The organism is Candidatus Methanoperedens sp. (assembly GCA_027460535.1).
GTDB lineage: Archaea > Halobacteriota > Methanosarcinia > Methanosarcinales > Methanoperedenaceae > Methanoperedens.
In genome coordinates this window covers 51,066-69,651 of the sequence record JAPZAR010000011.1, presented here as the reverse complement: position 1 = coordinate 69,651, position 18,586 = coordinate 51,066, and the positions used below count along the sequence as shown (strand labels likewise).

The 18,586-nt window shown below is 44.3% G+C and carries 26 protein-coding genes; 20 read left to right on the top strand and 6 right to left on the bottom strand.

Features of this window, described 5'->3' with window-relative positions; translation table 11 throughout:
- Window position 1 precedes the first annotated feature (1 nt).
- On the bottom strand, window positions 2-979 hold the full coding sequence (locus tag O8C65_04815; GenBank protein ID MCZ7356233.1) for a methanogenesis marker 2 protein: 978 nt from the start codon (window positions 977-979) through the stop codon (window positions 2-4).
- 85 nt (window positions 980-1,064) lie between these two features.
- On the opposite strand from O8C65_04815, the gene O8C65_04810 reads away from it, so the two are divergent.
- The 6 genes from O8C65_04810 to O8C65_04785 all read left to right on the top strand — a co-directional run bounded on the left by O8C65_04810 (window position 1,065) and on the right by O8C65_04785 (window position 5,063).
- Window positions 1,065-1,424, top strand: a complete 360-nt coding sequence (locus O8C65_04810) for a BlaI/MecI/CopY family transcriptional regulator (protein MCZ7356232.1) — start codon at window positions 1,065-1,067, stop codon at window positions 1,422-1,424.
- Window positions 1,421-2,101 (top strand): M48 family metalloprotease, encoded by a 681-nt coding sequence (locus O8C65_04805; protein MCZ7356231.1) that lies wholly within the window; start codon window positions 1,421-1,423, stop codon window positions 2,099-2,101. Before O8C65_04810 ends, O8C65_04805 begins: the two co-directional genes overlap by 4 nt.
- A gap of 24 nt (window positions 2,102-2,125) precedes the next feature.
- Window positions 2,126-3,079: a zinc metalloprotease HtpX gene (locus tag O8C65_04800; GenBank protein MCZ7356230.1), complete on the top strand. Its 954-nt coding sequence runs from the start codon at window positions 2,126-2,128 to the stop codon at window positions 3,077-3,079.
- A gap of 57 nt (window positions 3,080-3,136) precedes the next feature.
- On the top strand, window positions 3,137-3,679 hold the full coding sequence (locus tag O8C65_04795) for a nitroreductase family protein (protein ID MCZ7356229.1): 543 nt from the start codon (window positions 3,137-3,139) through the stop codon (window positions 3,677-3,679).
- Window position 3,680: 1 nt separating this feature from the next.
- Window positions 3,681-3,932 (top strand): sulfurtransferase TusA family protein, encoded by a 252-nt coding sequence (locus O8C65_04790; GenBank protein ID MCZ7356228.1) that lies wholly within the window; start codon window positions 3,681-3,683, stop codon window positions 3,930-3,932.
- A gap of 609 nt (window positions 3,933-4,541) precedes the next feature.
- Window positions 4,542-5,063, top strand: a complete 522-nt coding sequence (locus O8C65_04785; protein MCZ7356227.1) for a hypothetical protein — start codon at window positions 4,542-4,544, stop codon at window positions 5,061-5,063.
- A gap of 332 nt (window positions 5,064-5,395) precedes the next feature.
- Here O8C65_04785 and O8C65_04780 read toward each other — a convergent pair whose 3' ends face one another.
- Both O8C65_04780 and O8C65_04775 read right to left on the bottom strand, forming a co-directional pair.
- Window positions 5,396-5,623, bottom strand: coding sequence for a hypothetical protein (locus O8C65_04780; protein MCZ7356226.1), 228 nt, complete (start codon window positions 5,621-5,623; stop codon window positions 5,396-5,398).
- Between the two features lie 47 nt (window positions 5,624-5,670).
- Window positions 5,671-5,928, bottom strand: a complete 258-nt coding sequence (locus O8C65_04775; GenBank protein ID MCZ7356225.1) for a hypothetical protein — start codon at window positions 5,926-5,928, stop codon at window positions 5,671-5,673.
- Between the two features lie 57 nt (window positions 5,929-5,985).
- Here O8C65_04775 and O8C65_04770 point away from each other — a divergent pair, with 57 nt between their 5' ends.
- The 5 genes from O8C65_04770 (at window position 5,986) to rqcH (ending at window position 11,225) form a co-directional block, all read left to right on the top strand.
- Complete coding sequence (locus tag O8C65_04770) at window positions 5,986-6,507, top strand: S-layer protein domain-containing protein (GenBank protein ID MCZ7356224.1); 522 nt, start codon at window positions 5,986-5,988, stop codon at window positions 6,505-6,507.
- 3 nt (window positions 6,508-6,510) lie between these two features.
- Window positions 6,511-7,557, top strand: coding sequence for an mRNA surveillance protein pelota (locus tag O8C65_04765; protein ID MCZ7356223.1), 1,047 nt, complete (start codon window positions 6,511-6,513; stop codon window positions 7,555-7,557).
- Complete coding sequence (locus tag O8C65_04760) at window positions 7,554-8,249, top strand: DUF434 domain-containing protein (GenBank protein ID MCZ7356222.1); 696 nt, start codon at window positions 7,554-7,556, stop codon at window positions 8,247-8,249. Before O8C65_04765 ends, O8C65_04760 begins: the two co-directional genes overlap by 4 nt.
- A gap of 92 nt (window positions 8,250-8,341) precedes the next feature.
- Window positions 8,342-9,205, top strand: a complete 864-nt coding sequence (locus tag O8C65_04755) for a RimK family alpha-L-glutamate ligase (protein MCZ7356221.1) — start codon at window positions 8,342-8,344, stop codon at window positions 9,203-9,205.
- Window positions 9,206-9,260: 55 nt separating this feature from the next.
- A complete protein-coding gene (rqcH, locus tag O8C65_04750; GenBank protein ID MCZ7356220.1) occupies window positions 9,261-11,225 on the top strand; it encodes a ribosome rescue protein RqcH in 1,965 nt (654 codons plus the stop codon).
- Here the strand turns inward: rqcH and O8C65_04745 are convergent, their stop codons facing one another.
- Entirely contained in the window at window positions 11,226-12,254 is a 1,029-nt protein-coding gene (locus O8C65_04745) for a hemolysin family protein (GenBank protein ID MCZ7356219.1), read from the bottom strand.
- A 95-nt stretch (window positions 12,255-12,349) separates the two neighbouring features.
- Here O8C65_04745 and O8C65_04740 point away from each other — a divergent pair, with 95 nt between their 5' ends.
- From O8C65_04740 to O8C65_04730, 3 genes are read left to right on the top strand one after another with little or no spacing between them, the layout of a single operon-like run.
- Window positions 12,350-12,601, top strand: coding sequence for a KEOPS complex subunit Pcc1 (locus O8C65_04740; protein ID MCZ7356218.1), 252 nt, complete (start codon window positions 12,350-12,352; stop codon window positions 12,599-12,601).
- Window positions 12,602-12,638: 37 nt separating this feature from the next.
- A complete protein-coding gene (locus O8C65_04735; protein MCZ7356217.1) occupies window positions 12,639-12,995 on the top strand; it encodes a prefoldin subunit beta in 357 nt (118 codons plus the stop codon).
- Window positions 12,996-12,997: 2 nt separating this feature from the next.
- Window positions 12,998-13,981, top strand: a complete 984-nt coding sequence (locus O8C65_04730) for a DHH family phosphoesterase (GenBank protein ID MCZ7356216.1) — start codon at window positions 12,998-13,000, stop codon at window positions 13,979-13,981.
- On the opposite strand, the gene O8C65_04725 is transcribed toward O8C65_04730, so the two are convergent.
- Window positions 13,958-15,496 carry a 2-isopropylmalate synthase gene (locus tag O8C65_04725; protein MCZ7356215.1) on the bottom strand — a complete coding sequence of 513 codons (1,539 nt, stop codon included), beginning with the start codon at window positions 15,494-15,496 and terminating at the stop codon, window positions 13,958-13,960. The two genes, O8C65_04730 and O8C65_04725, sit on opposite strands and share 24 nt — an antisense overlap.
- A 377-nt stretch (window positions 15,497-15,873) precedes the next feature.
- On the opposite strand from O8C65_04725, the gene O8C65_04720 reads away from it, so the two are divergent.
- The 6 genes from O8C65_04720 to O8C65_04695 all read left to right on the top strand — a co-directional run bounded on the left by O8C65_04720 (window position 15,874) and on the right by O8C65_04695 (window position 17,917).
- Complete coding sequence (locus tag O8C65_04720; GenBank protein ID MCZ7356214.1) at window positions 15,874-16,164, top strand: hypothetical protein; 291 nt, start codon at window positions 15,874-15,876, stop codon at window positions 16,162-16,164.
- Window positions 16,161-16,457 carry a nucleotidyltransferase family protein gene (locus O8C65_04715; GenBank protein ID MCZ7356213.1) on the top strand — a complete coding sequence of 99 codons (297 nt, stop codon included), beginning with the start codon at window positions 16,161-16,163 and terminating at the stop codon, window positions 16,455-16,457. The genes O8C65_04720 and O8C65_04715 overlap by 4 nt, the downstream gene beginning before the upstream one ends.
- On the top strand, window positions 16,450-16,797 hold the full coding sequence (locus O8C65_04710; protein ID MCZ7356212.1) for a DUF86 domain-containing protein: 348 nt from the start codon (window positions 16,450-16,452) through the stop codon (window positions 16,795-16,797). Before O8C65_04715 ends, O8C65_04710 begins: the two co-directional genes overlap by 8 nt.
- Window positions 16,794-16,934, top strand: a complete 141-nt coding sequence (locus O8C65_04705) for a hypothetical protein (protein MCZ7356211.1) — start codon at window positions 16,794-16,796, stop codon at window positions 16,932-16,934. The genes O8C65_04710 and O8C65_04705 overlap by 4 nt, the downstream gene beginning before the upstream one ends.
- Before the next feature lie 168 nt (window positions 16,935-17,102).
- Entirely contained in the window at window positions 17,103-17,342 is a 240-nt protein-coding gene (locus O8C65_04700; GenBank protein MCZ7356210.1) for a hypothetical protein, read from the top strand.
- On the top strand, window positions 17,339-17,917 hold the full coding sequence (locus O8C65_04695; protein ID MCZ7356209.1) for a nucleotidyltransferase: 579 nt from the start codon (window positions 17,339-17,341) through the stop codon (window positions 17,915-17,917). Before O8C65_04700 ends, O8C65_04695 begins: the two co-directional genes overlap by 4 nt.
- Window positions 17,918-17,956: 39 nt before the next feature.
- On the opposite strand, the gene O8C65_04690 is transcribed toward O8C65_04695, so the two are convergent.
- The gene (locus O8C65_04690) at window positions 17,957-18,586 is read right to left on the bottom strand and encodes a hypothetical protein (GenBank protein MCZ7356208.1); all 630 of its coding nucleotides are present in this window, start codon (window positions 18,584-18,586) and stop codon (window positions 17,957-17,959) included.

Sequence of the window (18,586 nt, the reverse complement as noted above, 5' to 3'; positions counted from 1 at the left end):
CCTATTGAGTAATCCCGGTGACGACATCAGTCTTGAAATCAAATACGGTGGCGCACTCATTCAGATGGCAGATGTCAAGCCTCGATGTACCTTCTATGATGCCGATGTTTGCTGCCGTATATCCTCCCTCCTCAAAAAGGCGTATCACTTCATTTTCCTTCTCAGGAGAACACGTCAATATGAATCCCGTCGCAGGATGAACCTTTAGCCATTGAGCAAGATCAATATTTTCAGGGACAGGTATCTTTTCAAGATATACTCTTGCGCCTTTTGAACTGGTCTCAAGGAGCATGCCAAGTGTTCCGATCAAGCCCGGATTGCTTATGTCCTTTCCTGCCGTTACAAGTCCCCTCTCTCCTATTGTCTGCATCACCCTGTACTTAGCACGTACTTCCTCAGGTTCCTTCATGGTCGTAGAGTCAAAACTGAAGGGCGAATTGGGGCCGATCCTTCCTTTCATATCATATGCAGCTATTATGGAATCTCCAGTGCGTGCCGTACCGCTTCTTATCTCGCATCCTTTTTTGACAGTCCCGATGATTGCCACTGAAAGCGCGGTGTACGGTGTATCGGGGTGCAGATGACCTCCCACCATCGGGACGCCGAATTTTGCTATTCCATCCCTGATGCCTCTTAGCAGTTCCTTGCATGCATTCTTATCGTCGGAAGAAAGCACATTCACCATGGCTACGGGTTTGCCGCCCATCGCAGCTATATCGTTAACATTGACGAGCACGGAAGTGTAGCCCGCCCACCAGGGGCTTGCATTGATGAGCCTGCCCCAGATGCCGTCTGCTGCAAACAAAATATAATCCTCTCCTCCGATATCTATCACGGCTGCGTCATCGCCGAAATCTACAACAGAATTAGCATATTCAGAGCGAACGCTCTCGAAGATATTGATCAGGTCTGCAATGGGCTTTTTTCGGGTCACGCCCTCGAATTCCCTGATCTCTCTGGCTATCTTATGCAAATCCATGGTACTCTAACCATGCAGGTTTGTTAATTATAGTTTTTGGGTTTTTCCCGCAATCTTTAATACTGTTTACGTCAATTGTAAACTCATGGTTAAGCTTGATCAGATTAATATCTCTAACGATGGTCTCACAAAGTTCTTCAGTCCCATTGAAGCAGAGATTATGAAGGTATTATGGGGTGAAGGTGAGATGACCACATCGGAGCTTACAGAAAAGACAGAGATACCACTGACAAGTGTGGCGGGCACACTTGACAGGCTGGTCAAAGCAGGATATGCGATGCGGCATGTCGAAAATATTAATGGGAGGGTTCGATATGTGTATGAGCCAGCTTTCTCTGAAGAAGAGGCTGCTTCTGAAATCACCACGAAGATCCTGGATAGTCTTGTGGATGCCTTCGGGCCTGTCGCACTTGAGAATTTCTCAAAATACAGTGATAAGAAATGAATATATTTAGTGAATTCAATTGCTTCGGGCTTTGCCTGAAGTTATCAGATCTTGCTCCTTATGTCGGGCTTATTGTCGTTATTTCGATAACATTACTGGCAGCGAGCCTGATAATAAGGAATCCAAAACAGAGGCTTTTGACATTTGTTTCTGCTCAGGGAGCTGTTCTTTTGGCTATCGTTTCTGCATTTTATTTGATGAAATGCAGCGGTATGCTGACTTTGTATCTTTACTTCGCTTACGTAGTGATATCTTCTGTAATAATGTTCGGAGTGCTTCGGTTTTATGACAGGATACTGATCAAGCGTCTCAATGCCAGGCCGGCAGTCAGTATCTTGGAATGGACACAGGAATTCGTGGACAGGCTGACGTTTGCTACGATATACTATTACGATTCTGCAATACCCAGAGCTTTCGCATCAGGGAAATCGATTTTTCTGTCACTCGGGCTTCTTGAGCTATTGAGCGATGAGGAATTGAAGGCAGTACTGGCACACGAGGCCTGGCATATCCGCAACAATTCCACAACGCCGTACTTGAAACAACTGGCACTCATGACATTCTCGTACCATAAGGAATCGGAACTTGAATGTATGGCTGATAGCTTCGCAGTCGAAATAGCAGGAAGCGAAGCGCTGGCATCGGCGCGCAATAAATTGGACAAAGTATTTATCTGAGAAAAAGTAAAGATAGTGAAAATTATGTGGCTTAAATTGAGACTATACCTTGTAATGGCGGTTATGTTCGCCATAGTTTACGGACTTGTGGCATTTGCGGCAAGTTACATGGGAGTGACAGGATTTTATTTCTACGGGATCCTGGCTTCGGTGATGCTGTTCATTCAGTATATGATCGGCCCAAAGATGGTAGAATGGTCTATGGGCGTGAGATATGTAAGTGAGACGGAATATCCTGCGCTTCACAGGATGGTCGGCGAACTTGCAAGCTATGCAAGAATCCCCAAACCAAGAATAGGCATCGCAAAAATACCTGTCCCCAACGCTTTCGCATTCGGGAGATGGGAGAGCGATGGGCGGGTGTGTGTTACCGAAGGGATAATGAATCTTCTGGATGAAAAAGAGCTCAGGGCTGTTCTCGGGCATGAGATGTCACACCTGAAACACAAGGATGTTGTGGTACTGACGATGATCAGCGTAATCCCGATGATATGCTGGTATCTGGCATGGAACTCGCTCTTCTCGGGCGGCAGGGAGCGCGGTAATAATGTCCTGATTGGGATTGCCGCATTTGTGCTATACCTGGTGACAAATCTTCTCGTGCTGTATGTGTCGAGGGTCAGGGAATATTATGCCGATGAAGGCTCAGTAGAGCTTGGCAGTGCACCTCATCATCTAGCTTCCGCTTTATACAAACTCGTTTATGGGAGCGCAAGGGTATCGAAGGACTCGTTAAAGCAGGTAGAAGGAATGAAGGCGTTTTTCGCAAATGACCCGTCACTTGCAGGCAACGATTTAAGGGAATTATCTCAGATTGACCTTGACAGAAACGGAAGCATAGACCGGAACGAATTAATGATGCTCAGAACCAAGCCAGTTAAAATAAAGACCACGGATAAGATCATGGAAATCCTGAGCACGCATCCCAATATGCTCAAACGCATCCAAAGATTATCCACGCTTCAATCCGCATATTGATTTTTTAAAACCAAAAGAGTTATATTCTCGAGGGCTTAAGGCTAAAGAAGGGAATGTATGGATGTCTCGGAAGCGGTCAGGAACAGGAGTGCGGTTCGCCAGTTCAAACCAGAGTTGATCAACGATGAAGCGATCGGGAAAATACTTGAAGCTGGCAGATGGGCTCCAAGCCCGTTTAATACCCAACCATGGGAATTCATTATCATAAAAGATAAAGAGACCCTGAAATCAATCTCGAAATTTGCCAGATATTCCGGTTATCTTGAAGCGGCTCCCATGGCGATCGCGGTTGTCGTGCCGCCTGTGAGCGGGAAATTCTCATGGGTGGAGAGCATCGGAGAGACCAGGTTCGCCGCAGCTATGGCCGTGCAGAATATGATGCTTGCAGCAATGGAACTGGGGATAGGTACGTGCTGGGTAAGTATAGAAAGGGATAAAGTCGGTGAAATACTTAAAGTGCCAAAGACTAATTTCGTATTGACAATCATTCCTGTGGGCTATCCCGAGATCGTTCCGCAGAAGCATGATGAAAATTCCAGGAAAAGGCTTGAAGATATGGTATTCTACGATTATTATGGCAAGAAGGTAGGACCTGATTGAAATGAACGAAGAAGAAAAGATCAAACCTGATAGATTACTTGATTGCGTGGGGCTCTTTTGTCCTATACCGATCTTTAATACCACGCAGGAAATGGAAAATATTGAGGTAGGGCAGGTACTGGAGATGGTGACGGATGATCCTGCCGCAGTGCAGGATATCCCGCGCTGGGCCAAGAGGGCCGGGCACCAGTTCTTAAAGTTGTTCAAAGAGGGAGAGCATTTCCATTTCCTGATAAGAAAAGGGAAAGGATAATATTCCTGGATTTTCCTTGATGAATATGGATTTATTTAAGACACAAACTGTGAATAAGTGTGTTCAAGTAAAAAAATACTACCCCTCTACTTCAAATGGAAAATTAATCCTGTAAAATTAGCCGGACTTTATAGGGGATTAAGCCCTCTCAAAGGGTTATACTGGTTTTGCGCTTCTAATATGCTGTATTTTGAGAAAATCTCTCTTAATTCAATATCTTTAATTAGAATTTATTCGGAACCTTGGTTTCGATTGAAAATTGTGAATAAGTGTGTTCAAGTAAAAAAATACTACCCCATTATTTCAAATGGAAAATTAATCCCAAGAATATTAGGACATTTAATACCAGAACAAACGTTTTCAACGATTTATTTAATAAATACGATTTTAAGAACTGTTTTTTATCAAATAAACTGTTCAGGATGTTTTTTTTTGTATACAACTAAATATAACCTCTATTTCATCTGAAAAGCTTATATAGTTGGACTTTCATATGAAGTGTCGTTCACAATTTCACCCGATTGGAGACATCGGAGGGGAAATCCGGATGCTCCGGAGGCGTTGCTGTTCGCCTCAATGAGGCGAACAGCCCTCATATTTTGAGGTATTATGAAAATACGGTTGGAAATCGAAGGAAAAAATGCAGGCACAGTAAACTACAAGGGCCCCGATTCAACCCTACTTGCGATCAAATACTTAAATTCTGTGGATGCCGATGAAGTCCAGATCAATATAGTTCAAGATGACGGCACACGGGCATTCGGAGAATTCGAGGGCGAGTTCCTGGCGGTTTCTGCTATCAAGTTCATCGAGTCTGTTGTATTGAGTGACATGGAAGCAACTGAAACATCCATTTCTTCAAACTCTGCTGCGCCAAATCTCACTCTAAAAGAACGGTTAGAGATGTTCTTAAGATTTGAGTTCTCCGGGGTCTGGTTCTCATCCCTTGATGTAAAAAAGAGATATGAAAGCATTTATGGAAAAATCGGCCTGAGCACGGTATCCACGTATCTTGCCAGAATGCACAGGGACAATAAACTTGAAAAACGCGGGAATCACGTCAACAGGGAATTCATGTTAAGAGATATCAATAATCCTTTAAAGGATATTGAATACGTGTCTGTAAAATGATGATAGGGTTGATGAGCTGACCCCCCGCGGGCTTACAGCACCCTCGCAACACTGATTTTGTGTTGTCTTCGCCGTAAATTGCACTCCATGTGCTTTCTTTGGCACCCTTTTGGAAGAGATCCAGTCAAACCGCCTTCCTGTCAGACCTTGAAAGGTCACCGGGAATTTACACCCTGGAAGTCGGAATATTTCCGAGGTTCTTCTGCCGATCACTTGCTAGCTCATCGTAGCGTGCACCCATTACACTAGATGTGTAACGAGCAAATTACTATATTGTTCCGCCACAATTAATAGTTTTCGATAACAGAAGAGGTAAAGAATATGATAACAGATTAACTGTTGATAGTTTCAAGCTTGAACATCACATCCAAACCCTTAAGCGTCATCTGGACCTTATCACCGAACCGCAGGATCTCATCCACTTCGACATTCTTTCTCCATTCATAGACAAAATCATGGGTTCCCTGCATGGGTTTAAATCCGAGTGACATAAGGCGCTGATTGATTTCTGAAGGCTTGCCACCTTCGCTGCTGAACCATACGATCAAATAACTTTTCATAAATTTCACAGGTGCATTATTGTTTTAATGTTTTATCATGTTTTTGGTCATCGTTTTTCAGTAAATCCAAGTTCGGATAATAAATTCCTGGCTATATTCAGTGAATCCTCCTCATTAGCTGCCTTGATGATCATCCTGCCGCTCGGGTACATCGAGATTTCCACACCACTATAATTCAGCAGCAGAATGTGCTTTGTCGCCACTTTTGAATTGAGCTTAAGGCTTGCCTTCATTAAATCTAATTTGATATTAGTGGTCACCTCAAATGCGGTCCTTCCAGAGCACAACCTGACCGATATTGCCATGGTTCATTGAGATGCAAAGGAAATATATAAGCATGCGTACAAACTCAATGAAAAAATATGATGGGACGAAATGTACTGATATTATTCCTATGTTCGGTCGCTTTCATATCCGCAGGTTCAGGAGCCGGCGGCATACTGCTGAACGGGACAGGCTTTTATCTCACCACGGGGGAGTCGCAGGAGCTGTACCAGGGGTATGCGCTCAGTTTGAAAAGCGTAAGCAGTGACGGTTCGGTCTGGCTTCAGTTAACGGAGGGAGATAAAGTAGTAAAAAGCGATATTGTATACAGTTCTGGATATTTCATGTACAACAGGACCAATACCACAATACTCTCTGTTTTGGTAAACAAGGTTTATTTCGGGTCGCCAGAACAAAGCCTTGTATCAATTTCCATATATCAATTCATTGATCCCGATTTGCCTGCCACAAATGGGACCACGATAATTCCTGCGAATACCATGCGTCAAAATGACAACAATTCTCTTCCGAAAATACAGGCTACCAGTGAGCCTTTGATATGGGCTCTGGGAATTGTCTTCATCATAATTCTTTTTTATGTTCTGCGCAAATTTTGGTGAAGCATGAAGGTCCTGAAAAAAGAACTGCGTTTCGGTGAAGGCGAAATTTCACTTATCACAGAATCGCTGGACGATCTCTGGCATTTGAAATATATTCTTGAGCCCGGAGATCTCGTATTTGCATTTACCAAAAGAAGAATAGAAGGGGCCACGGATAAATTACGACCTGAGAAGGCAGATAAGAGAACTGTAAGGCTTGGTATAACTGTGGAAAAGGTGGAATTCCATAAATTCTCAAACCGCCTGCGTGTGCACGGTACAATCCTTGAAGGCATAGATACGGGGGCATACCACACAGTGAACATAGAAGAGGGAACGAATCTTTCAATAGTGAAGAAATGGAAAAACGACCAGATAGAGAGGATAAAGGAAGCCGAGATAGCAGGTCTGCGCCCGAAGGTTATTATAGCTACAATAGAGGAAGGAGAGGCCAGCATAGGTATGGTAAGGCAATTCGGGGTTGAAGAATCATCCTCCCTGCGCCAGTCGCTCGGTAAAGGCGAGGGGAATAGACGGAACGAGTTCTTCGGCGAGTTGGCAGCGCAATTGAAATGGGCGTCAGAAAAAGTGGATGCTGTGATACTTGCGGGTCCTGGCTTTACAAAAGAGGATTTCTTGGATTTCTTGAAACCAAGAGACCAGGAGCTTGCAAAGAAAATAGTTCTTGAAGACACTTCATCCATCGGGATATCGGGATTTCAGGAAGTGTTGCGGCGCGGCGCTGTGGACAGGATAATGGAAGAATCAAGGATCGGCAGGGAAGCCTGCCTCATTGAGGATTTGATGAAAGAGATCTCGATGAACGGCAGGGCAGCTTACGGTATGACCGATGTCAGGAATGCACAGAGCCTCGGTGCGATAGAGACATTATTGATCACTGACGAACTTTTGCGGACAGAACGCGAGGGAAATTCAATAGATGGCTTCTTAAAGAGTGTTGAACATTCCCAGGGAAGGATCGTGGTGTTCAGCACGGAATTCGAACCAGGAAAGAAACTTGAATCGCTGGGCGGGATTGCGGCGCTTCTGCGATTCCGGGTGAGCCCATGAATCTGGAGGATGCGGCTATGGACATCAGGTACCTTCTCGACAGGGGTTATACCCAAAGAGCAGTTGTTGCTTTTGTATGCGATCATTACCGTCTTGGTGCAGATTCAAGATACCTTCTCGCAAGGACTGTTCTGGGGGGGGAGGTTTCAGAAAGTAGGCAGGCTAAATTTTTGCCTTGCGATAGCATAAATGAAAATAATATTATGATTGATGGATATAATATCATTATCGGTATGGAGAGTATTATCGAGAAAAAGGCATACCTTTGTGATGACGGGGTTATTAGGGATATCAAGGGAACGTTTCGAAATTTTAAGGCTTCAGAAGGTTCTGATAAGGCAATTGAGTTGATATTGGAGTTCTTAAAAGAGGCGAATCCGTCTTATGTTTGCTTTCTTCTGGATTCACAGATAAGCAAGAGCGGTTTGCTTGCAAGGGTGCTACGCAAGGGAATCGACGAATTTGGATTAAAAGGAGACGCAAGAACCTCGAAACAGGTGGATTATGATCTGAAGTGTTCAAAGGACATTGTTGCATCAAGCGATGGCGTGATAATAGATGCTGCTGAGAAGGTGGTGAATTTCCTGTACTGTTTGGTATCCAGATTCAGGCATCTTGAGACGGGAGTTGTGCGAGCCAGTTCCAGACAATTTTCAAAATATCCCGCCAGGCCGCGCACAAGGAGCTTCTAAAGATGATCGAATTCAAACTGATTGAGCAAAAGGGCGCGGGTAAAGCGGTATATTATGTCATCAGATAGGTTGACGCAAAGGTTGATACTCTCATGAAAAGAGTTGGGATTGTAGTTAGAGACCCTGATGACTGGACAGGTGTGGCTCTCTTTAATTCTGTGAGAGATCAAGGGATGCAGCCTGTAAAGTTCAGCTTCAGCGATGCGACTTCGAATATCTCATCGGGTAAAATACATGCAGACGGAATTGACCTGACCGAACTTTCCGCAGTTATCGTCCGGGACATGGGACCTGTGACCCAGAATGGCACTGCGTTCAGATACGATATTCTCAGCCAGCTCAAAGAACTTGGAGTTGTAGTCATCAATTCCCCTGAGTCAATATCAAGGGCGGCAAACAAGTACATTTCAAGCTATTTGTTTCAGAAGAACGGAATATCGACACCCAAGACAGTGGTAACCAATAACATCAAGGATGCTCAAGATGCTCTTGCTTCTTTCGGGCGCGCCGTGGTGAAACCAGTGTTCGGGTATAAGGGAATAGATGTTGAGTGCATAAAAAATGGAGAGCGTGGGACACTGAGACTTAAAGAGCTATTTGAAAAAAATGGTCTTATATATATCCAGGAATTCATTCCCAATCCCGGCAGGGACATCCGTGTGTTTGTTGTGGATAATAAGGTAGTAGGTTCAATTTACAGGATCGCTCCGGCAGGAAGCTGGATAAATAACCTTAGCCAGGGAGGAAGCGCGAAATCCTGCGAACTGACAGATGAACAGGAAGAGCTGGCCTTGGAAGCCGCAAAAATCATAGGCACGGTCTATGCAGGCGTGGATATTATCGAGGGGGATTATGTCATTGAGATCAATGGAACGCCTTCGGGTAAGGGGATATTCGAAGCATGTGGCGTGGATGTGACAGTGAAAATAACCGAGTATCTGAAGGGTCTGATTTGATCATCTGCGCGGCATCCCATTAGCTTAAATTAAATCGGTCACATATGACCCTCAAATGAAACAGGAAATGTCTAGCGTGGATGTTGCCGCGCTCATCAAAGAACTCCGCCCCCGTCTTCTCGATGCAAAAATCGCGAAGATATATCAGCATTCACCTGACGAGGTCAGGATAGGACTTCATATTTTCAAAGAGGGAAGAACGAATCTGGTAATCGAGGCGGGACGGCGCCTTCACCTCACTGCGCATCCTGAGGTTGCCCAGAAACTCCCGCAGTCCTTTCCCATGCTGCTGCGCAAACACCTGAGCGGAGGCAGGATAACCGAGATATTGCAGTATGATTTTGACCGCATAATCGAGATACATGTCCAGCGAGGGGAGGATAAAACAATCCTGCTCATCGAACTTTTCTCAAAAGGTAATATTATCCTGCTGGATGCTGAAAAACGGATAATCCTGCCATTAAAATCCATCAGTTTCAGGGACAGGAGAGTTGTGCGCGGAGAGACCTATGAACTTCCGCAGGCGCAGCTTTCCCCCATCACGGCAAAGCTCGATGAGTTAAAAGAGATTTTCTCGCAATCCGATTCGGACATTGTCAGGACAGTGGCAACACGTATGAATATGGGCGGGCAGTACGCTGAAGAGATCTGCCTGCGAGCGGGCATTGACAAAGGCACGCCGGCAAGGGAGATAAGCGATGCGATGCCTGTATTGAATGCGATACAAGAAGTTTTCAAGCCTCTAACTTCAGACCTTAAGTCTCATATCGTTTTCAAGGATGGAAAAGCGATAGACGTGCTTCCACTTCCACTATCTCAATACGAAAAGCATGAAAAGAAATATTTCAACACTTTCAACGAGGCGCTGGATGAATATTTCGGTGCTGTAACAGGAAGAAAAGCGGCAGAAGCAAAAGAAGTTCCAGGAGAGAAGAAGCCTGAGAAACCCGGATTGTATGAGTACCGCATGCAAAAACAGATGCTTGCACTTGGGAAATTCAAGGATGAAGAAGAGAAACTGGTACACAGGGGCGAGCTTATCTACGCACATTATCAGATATGTGATGGGATTTTGAAAGCCGTCAAAAGCGCCAGGGATAAAGGGTATTCATGGGATGAGATCGGGAACATCCTGAAAAATTCAGATATGCCCGAAGCCAGAGCGATAAAATCCATCAATCCTGTAAAAGGAACCATCAATGTTGCTCTTGACGGAGAAGAAGTAGAACTGGATATCAAACTAACGGTAAACCAGAATTCCCAGGTGCATTACGACAAATCCAAAAAACTCTCCTCAAAGATAAAAGGCGCACTTTCCGCGATAGAGGAAACAAAGAAATTATCCGGAAAAAAAGAAGCTCCAGAGATCAGAAGGAAGACGGAAAAACCCAGACAGAAGTGGTTTGAGCAGTTCAGGTGGTTCATCTCCTCTGATGGGTTCCTCGTTATCGGAGGGCGGGATGCGCAGAGCAACGAAGATATCGTGAAAAAATACCTTGAGAAAAGGGATATTTTCTTCCACGCCCACGTCTCAGGTTCGCCAGCGGTCCTGGTAAAAACAGAGGGAAAAGAAGTTCCCGATACAACGCTTCTTGAAGCTGCGCAGTTCACGGTCTCCTATTCAGGTATATGGAAATCGGGACAGGCAAGCGGTGATGCCTACTGGGTGCTTCCAGAGCAGGTCTCAAAGACACCGGAATCCGGAGAGTATGTTGCAAAAGGGGCTTTCGTGATAAGGGGGAAGCGCAATTATTTTAAAGACGTTATCCTGGGAGCTTCTCTGGGTATAATTTTCAATGAGGAGAAAAGGCTGATAGGAGGGCCTTTGAGCGCGGTGAAGAAAAGGGCAGAGCTTATTATCGAGATAGAGCCAGGAGAATTCAACCAGAACGACCTTTCAAAGAAGATATACCGTATGCTCTACGAGAAATTCGAGGATAAGAAACTCATCAAGACCATCGCCTCGCCAGACAGGATAGCGATGTTCCTGCCGCCGGGCGGGTCGAGGATGAAGGAGTGACTACATTTTTTGAGCTGAACTTTCAGCTTCCATATCGTACTCATCGAATATCTCCCCCACCAGTTCCTCCAATATATCCTCGATAGAGACAAGTCCGATAACCTTCATATCATTGTCTACCACTACTGAGATATTCATTTTCTTTTGCTGCAATTCTTTCAGTATCAAAGATATCTCCTTTCCTGCTTTCACCACCAGGAGTGGGCGCAGGATCTGGTATACTTTTAACCTGGCGAGATCAATATCCCTGAATTTAAGAAGATCTTTTGCATAAATCATTCCTACGATGTTATCAAAATTCTTTTTATAGACAGGTAACCTGGAATGCCCAGACTGATTAATTTCTGCAAGCGCGGCTTCGAGCGTTTCAGATTCTTCTATGGATACGATCTTATCTCTCGGGGTCATAACCCCGTGCGCCTTTTCATCAGTAAAATCAAAAACCTTACTTATTATTTCCCTCTCGTGTTTTGCGATTGTCCCCTCTTTTTCACCCACCTTCAGCATCATTTCAATTAATTCCTCAGTAACGAAAGGATGCCTTACACGTTCCCTCCCTCCCAGGAGTAGAATCATGGAATTTACGATCGTTGTAATGAACCAGACAACAGGTCTTAGGATATTGATTATCGCCACAATGGGATTAGCGACATGCATAGCTATGTATTCAGAGTTCCTGGAAGCCAGGGTTTTTGGGAAAACCTCACCGAAAACAAGGATGAACAGGGTCATCACGCCGGTCGCTATCGCGATACCTGACCCTCCAAAAGTGCGCAGCGCCGCATCTGTAGCCAGTACCGCTGCGCTTATATTTACGATATTATTCCCTATCAGTATTGCAGCAAGGAAGAGTTCCGGGTTTTCAAGCAGTTTGACCAACACTTTTGCATTCTTATTCCCGGTTTCAGCCAGGTGCCTGATACGTATTTTATTCACCGAGAGAAGTGCGGTCTCTGAAAGTGAAAAAAAAGCAGATAATACAATCAGTACGGATATTATTATTATTTCAACTGCAATCCACGAATCCATCGGATTTAATCATAGCTATAATATCGGTATCGCTTAAAAATTTAATGGAATGAGTCACTGAAACTTAAATATAAAGGTAAAACTTATCAGTGCTCATGCTCGTACTCGCGGAATTTGAATTTGATTTCGGAAGAAACGCCAGGATAATCTATGAATCACTGCTCCCGGAGCTGGGGGAGGATTATCAGCGCACAAGATCAACTCTCAGGCTGGAGGGCAACGCACTTTTTCTGAATGTGGAAGCCAGTGACATTGTATCGATGCGTGCGGCCCTGAATGGATGGCTTCGATTGATAAAGATCTCCTTTGAGATGGGTTCTATCGCGAATGCACAAATTATAAATTGAGGCTTGGCAATACTACACCCAGATATAGGTGAAAAAAATGAGTCAGGAATTACCCCCACAAATTAAGAACCAGCTTGCACAGATGCAGCAAATTCAGCAGCAGGCGCAGGCAATCGCAGTTCAGAAAAATCAGGTAGAGATCACATTGAAAGAGACTGAACTCGCGCTTGAGGAACTTGAAAAACTTGATTCTGATGCTGTTGTGTACAGGGCGATAGGAGATCTTTTGATCAAATCTGAACGTGATAAGACAAAAGATTATCTCAAGGAAAAAAAGGACACACTTGACCTTCGAATGCAGACCCTCGCACGCCAGGAAGAACGCGCACAGAAGAGATTCCAGCAATTGCAGGAGCAACTCAAACAGGCTATCGGTACCCCGGTTGCCCAGTGATCATGGAGATAGACGAATCAGAATTCTATAGCCAGCTGCTGGATTACCATAATATACTTTACCTGTGCCACCGCAATGCAGACCCTGATGCGCTTGGAAGTGCATTTGCATTAAAAGAAGCAATTGGAGGCACGATAGGTGTCATAGACGGATGCGACAGGGTAGCATCTGTTATCGCCAGGCAACTTGGTATCGAATACGTCACAAATCCTGCGGATGATTATGACATGGTTGTGGTAGTGGACACATCTACCCTTGCCCAGTTGAATGGCTTTCAGTTAAAGAAATATGCGGTTATAGATCATCACGCTACCACTTCATTGAATGAGAATGCTGCGTTTTGCCTTCACAGGAACAAGAGCTCGACTGCGGAAATTGTCCTTGAAGTTTTAAACAAAATGGGAGCTCCGATAATGCGGCGCGCGGCATTTGCGCTTATTTCGGGTATTATAACCGATACCGGGAATTTCAAGCATGCATCGGCGGATTCCTTTAAGGCAGTTGCCGCCCTTATAGAATTAAGTGGCATCGAGTACAGCGAGGTGATGGATGCCCTGTCATCTCTCCCGCAGGATATTTCAATGCGTATCGCTTTCTTAAAAGCTGCCCAGCGCACGTCGATCGAGAGGGTGAATGAATATATTATCGTTACTTCTCAAGTGAGTTCCTTTGGGGGGGCAGCGGCCTCGAATCTGATCTCTATCGGAGCGGATGTGGCTTTTGTGGCATCAAAGGAGGACAATCTCGTCAAAGTGAGCGCGAGGGCAAGAAAATTTGCCATAAATGCAGGCGTCAATCTTGCAAGATTGATGGAAGAGATAAGCGTTAAATTCAACGGTACGGGGGGAGGGCATGAAGGTGCAGCAGGTATGGATGTCTTTGGCGACCCTGAACAGATACTTGCAGGCTGCAAAGAATATGTCAAGAAATCGCTTTCAGACCACCAAACGCATGTGCAAGAATTAAATCTTGTCCCTTCCTCTTAAAAGCTGGTTTATTGCCGCCACGAGAGCCTCGACGGACGCCATGACTATATCTTCGTTCGTGGCACGCGCAGATACCACTCTGCCTTTTTCATCCTCAACCCCGATTATTACCTCGGCAAGGGCATCAGAGCCGCCCGATATCGCCTCGATCCTGAAATCGCGGAGTTTGACCTTGTAATCACCGAGGATGCTTGTTACGGTATTCAGTGCCGCATCCACTGGCCCTACGCCGATATTTGCACCAATGCGCTCTTTTCCATTAACGATGGCTTTTACAGTCGCCGTCGGGGTAATGATATTCCCGGTCATAACGGATACTTCTTTCAGGACTATAGCCTGCTCGCCTTTTGAAGTTGTACCTATGATCGATTCTGCTATGGCATGGAGGTCGGCATCGGTCACTCGCTTGCCCTTATCGCCAATATCTTTTATTCTCTTCAAAATGTCGTTTAGCTGCTCTTCGGTAGGATGAAGGCCTGCACTTTCAAGCGATTGTTTTACTGCATGCTTTCCAGCATGCTTCCCGAGCACGATGCGGCGGCGGTGCCCCACCATCTCAGGGGTCATTACCCCTGGCTCGAAGGTGTCAGATCTCACGAGCACCCCGTGCGTGTGTATGCCCGATTCGTGGGCGAAAGCATTTTCCCCAACGATTGGCATTGTGGGCGGCATTCTTACCTCGGTCAGCCTCTCGACCAGATGTGATGTCTCGACAATATACTGGGTATTGATATTGGTCTTCGCGCCGTACAGGGAATGCAGTCCCATGACGGTCTCGGCAAGGTCTGCGTTGCCTGCACGCTCGCCCAGGCCGTTAATTGTGACCTGCACCTGACTTGCCCCCGCCTCGACTGCGGCAAGGCTGTTCGCCACCGCAAGCCCGAAGTCATTATGGCAGTGCACATCGATGGGAATTTTCACGTTCGCAGCGACCTCGCTTATGAGCTTATACATGGCAGAAGGCACAGCTATGCCAACGGTATCAGGCACGTTTATGATATCGCAGTGCGCGGCTTCCACGCCTTTATAAATGCTTATGAGGTAATCCATATCAGTCCTCGTTGCATCCATGGCAGAGAACATACACTTTACGCCGTGGTCTTTGATGTATTCAACAGCGTCTATCGCCATCTTATACACTTCGTCCCTGCTCTTTTTGATAGTGCTTATGCGCTGAACATCGGATGTGGAGACAAAGGTATGTATCATGTCAACGCCGCAGTCAAGGCATGCGTCTACATCGGATTTTATTACCCTTGAAAGCCCACATATCTGTAAATTGAGGCCTGCATCGACTATTTTCTTTACTCCTGCCTTTTCCCCCTCCGAAGACATGGGGAAACCAGCCTCGATGATATCCACGCCCAATTTATCAAGCTGCCCTGCAATGAGAAGTTTTTCCTCAGAGGTTAGCGATACGCCGGGGGTCTGTTCCCCATCCCGGAGCGTGGTATCAAAAATGCTTATTTTCTTGTTCTGAAGCGATTCAATTACGTAAAAGACGATCCCTTCTATTTGTCATAGTATATCTTGCCTGAATTGCGGTTGATGATATAAAAACTTATGTCACAAGTGTCACACTACCCGATTTGTAGGAAAACATATTTCATGACATCAAATATTGAAAAGTAAAATCAACAAGTGCAGTTAGAATTCAGTAGAATAACCTTAACTTGTAAAATATTATAGAGCAAAAAGAATTTAACAAACCTTAACTATATTAGCATCAGCATGTCTGCTATTAACAACTCTGCATCAGATTGTTAACATCCTTTGAGGTAAGATAAAAATGGTGGAAAGTATGAATCGCCTATGCTCACCGAAAAACTTTGTAACATCGTATTATTTCCTGAAGCGCGGACAAAACTTCCTCAAATATACGGTGATAAAAATTGATAAATAACGTAAGACCAGGAAGCAATATTAAAAGTTTCAACTGGCTGGAGCCTGTTGAGATTAAACTTATCGAGGATACAGGGGAATATGTGCACATTGTTGGCGCAACAACTCTTTCAAGAGAGCATATTGATCAAATAATTCCTGCTGAGAAGTTTTCAAGAATTTTAATTGAAGGAATAAATTCTGCGTTTTCTGCAGAGTCTTGGAAAGTCTTTCTGGCAGGAAGGGAAAGGTTGAGAGAGGAAATAAGAAGAGAAACGGTACAGACGAGGCTGGGCGGATGAAGACATTAGAAGAGATAAAAAAAATCCTTAAAACGCACAAAGGAAAACTGAAAGAAAGATTTGGGGTAAATGAGATCGGGATATTTGGTTCAATCGTGAGGGGTGAACAAAAAGAAATCAGTGATGTAGATATTCTTGTTGAGTTTGAAAAGCCGATTGGCTGGGATGTTGTTGACTTGGCTGAATACCTTGAAGCAATTTTAGGTATTAAAGTCGATCTTGTATTGAAAGGTGGAGTTATAAGAAAAACTGCCCTCTGGAATTACATAAAAAAGGAATTAGTGCATGTCTAAACGAGATTATAAATTGTTTTTATCTGATATTCTGGAAAGTATACGTAGAATCGAAACCTATACATCCGGTTTAACATTTGAAGATTTTGAAAAAAATACCATAGTATCGGATGCAGTGGTAAGAAATCTTGAAATAATAGCGGAGGCTATAAAAAATATTCCTCCTGAAATAACTGAAAAATACACACAAATCCCATGGAAGAAGGTAATAGGTTTCAGGAACATTGTCATCCATGCATATTTTACTGTGGATTTGAAAAATGTATGGTATATCGTTAAAGAACAATTGCCAGAGCTTAAAATCCTAATTGAAAAAATAATAAAAGAAGGAGGAAAATGAAACCATTCCATACAGTTGCTATCCTTAATGATGATGTGACAATGAGAGAAATCGAAGAGGGATTGCAGGATATTAAAGCAGGTAGAGTCATCAGATTCGGGGATTTCTTAAAGAAACATGGGTATGAAATTGAATAATACGCCGCATCCGCTGCTAAGGCAAAGGCGCTGTTCTATCAATTTCTGAGCGTCTCGGGAATAATTTTTTTATTTATCAAACGATTTGCAATAATCTCAGGATATGAACAAGAATATTTATGCAACATAGCCTATAATATAGGATTGTCCAAAAGCAAAAGTTACAATATGAATAAAGAATTGACCGGTAAAGACTGGAAGGCCTTTGCAAACTGGGAAAGGAATTACAAGAAAAAGTTTCTCAAAACTCTCTCAGTAGATTCAGCCTTTGAAATCTTTTCTGAACTGTGGGAAGCGCATACCAAATTCTCGGCAAAAGAGATGGAAAAATTCAGAAAAAGAAGAATGGAAGAGCTTGTGATGGTTCGAAAATCCTTTGATATAATCCAAAAAAGGTTGCATGCATGAATAAATTGGAAGAGGCCTTAAAAGACATACAAGACTTCTTACATACTCAAAATATACCTTATATGGTCATAGGGGGCATAGGTAATCTTGTATGGGGCGAGCCGCGGCTTACTGTGGACATCGATATCACTGTCTATATCTCTAATGCACAGGAGCAGGATTTTATCAAAGAGGCAGGGTCGAGGTTCAAAATACTGGTTGAGAATCCAGAAGATTTTGTCAGAAAAACCAGGGTACTACCAATCGAGATCGTGAAGGGCGTAAAGGGGGATATTATTATGGCAGGACTTGATTATGAAAAGACGGCGATTGAAAGGGCGATTGAGGTTGAAATATCAAAAAATACCAGGGTCAGGGTATGCACTGCCGAGGACCTAATCATCCATAAAGTGATATCAGAAAGGGAAAAAGATTGGCAGGATGTTGAGGGAATCCTCTTAAGAAGAAGCGATCAGCTTGATAAAAATTACATTCTCAACTGGCTTTCACAATTTGCTTCCGCTCTTGATAAACCTGGCATTCAAAACCGTTTTGAAAAATTGTGGAAAGAGATAGTGGAAAGCGAAAAAAAATGAAAATGTACGAACATCATTCAGATAGTTATTGTCAATTTTTCACCTGTACCCGTACTCCCTTTTCGCCTTCATCAAATCCCCTATTTTCGTCGAGGTCAAAAGTTCGAACACTATCAGCAATAGAAAGAGATAAAAGAGATTTACAGCCGCCACGGAAGCACCTTTATCCAGGGCAATAACAGCAACGATAAGCGGCGCCGCAACTGTCCCGACGACCCCGGATAGATGCATGAGCGCCCTCTTTTTCCCCGGGGCTTTAAGATACGAGGAAAAATCGATCCGCAGCGTTGGCTCTATCCGCGCCGGGCCGTTCAGATAATAATGCGAGAACCTTATGCCTGCGAGTGCGCCCGTAATGTAATGCGAGAGCGAGTGAAGCGTTGCCATCAGCACAAGGGCGCTGATGTATAGCATCCAGTTTGAATTTATCTGGAAAGCCAGAACCAGGGTGGCAATCGTGAGAACGGCTTCGAGCAGGTTGCCAACCGGCACGCTGATGGTGAACGATACCGTTTCTTTGAACCTCTTCAGGCTTATGTTTTCTACGAGCACGAGCAATCCGTTGTCATTTATTCTTTCTCGTTTTATCTGGCTGATAATCTCCCGGAAGGCTTTTCCATCGTAATTCTTATCGAGCTTCCCAAGCCTTTCTCTTAATTCCCCATTCAT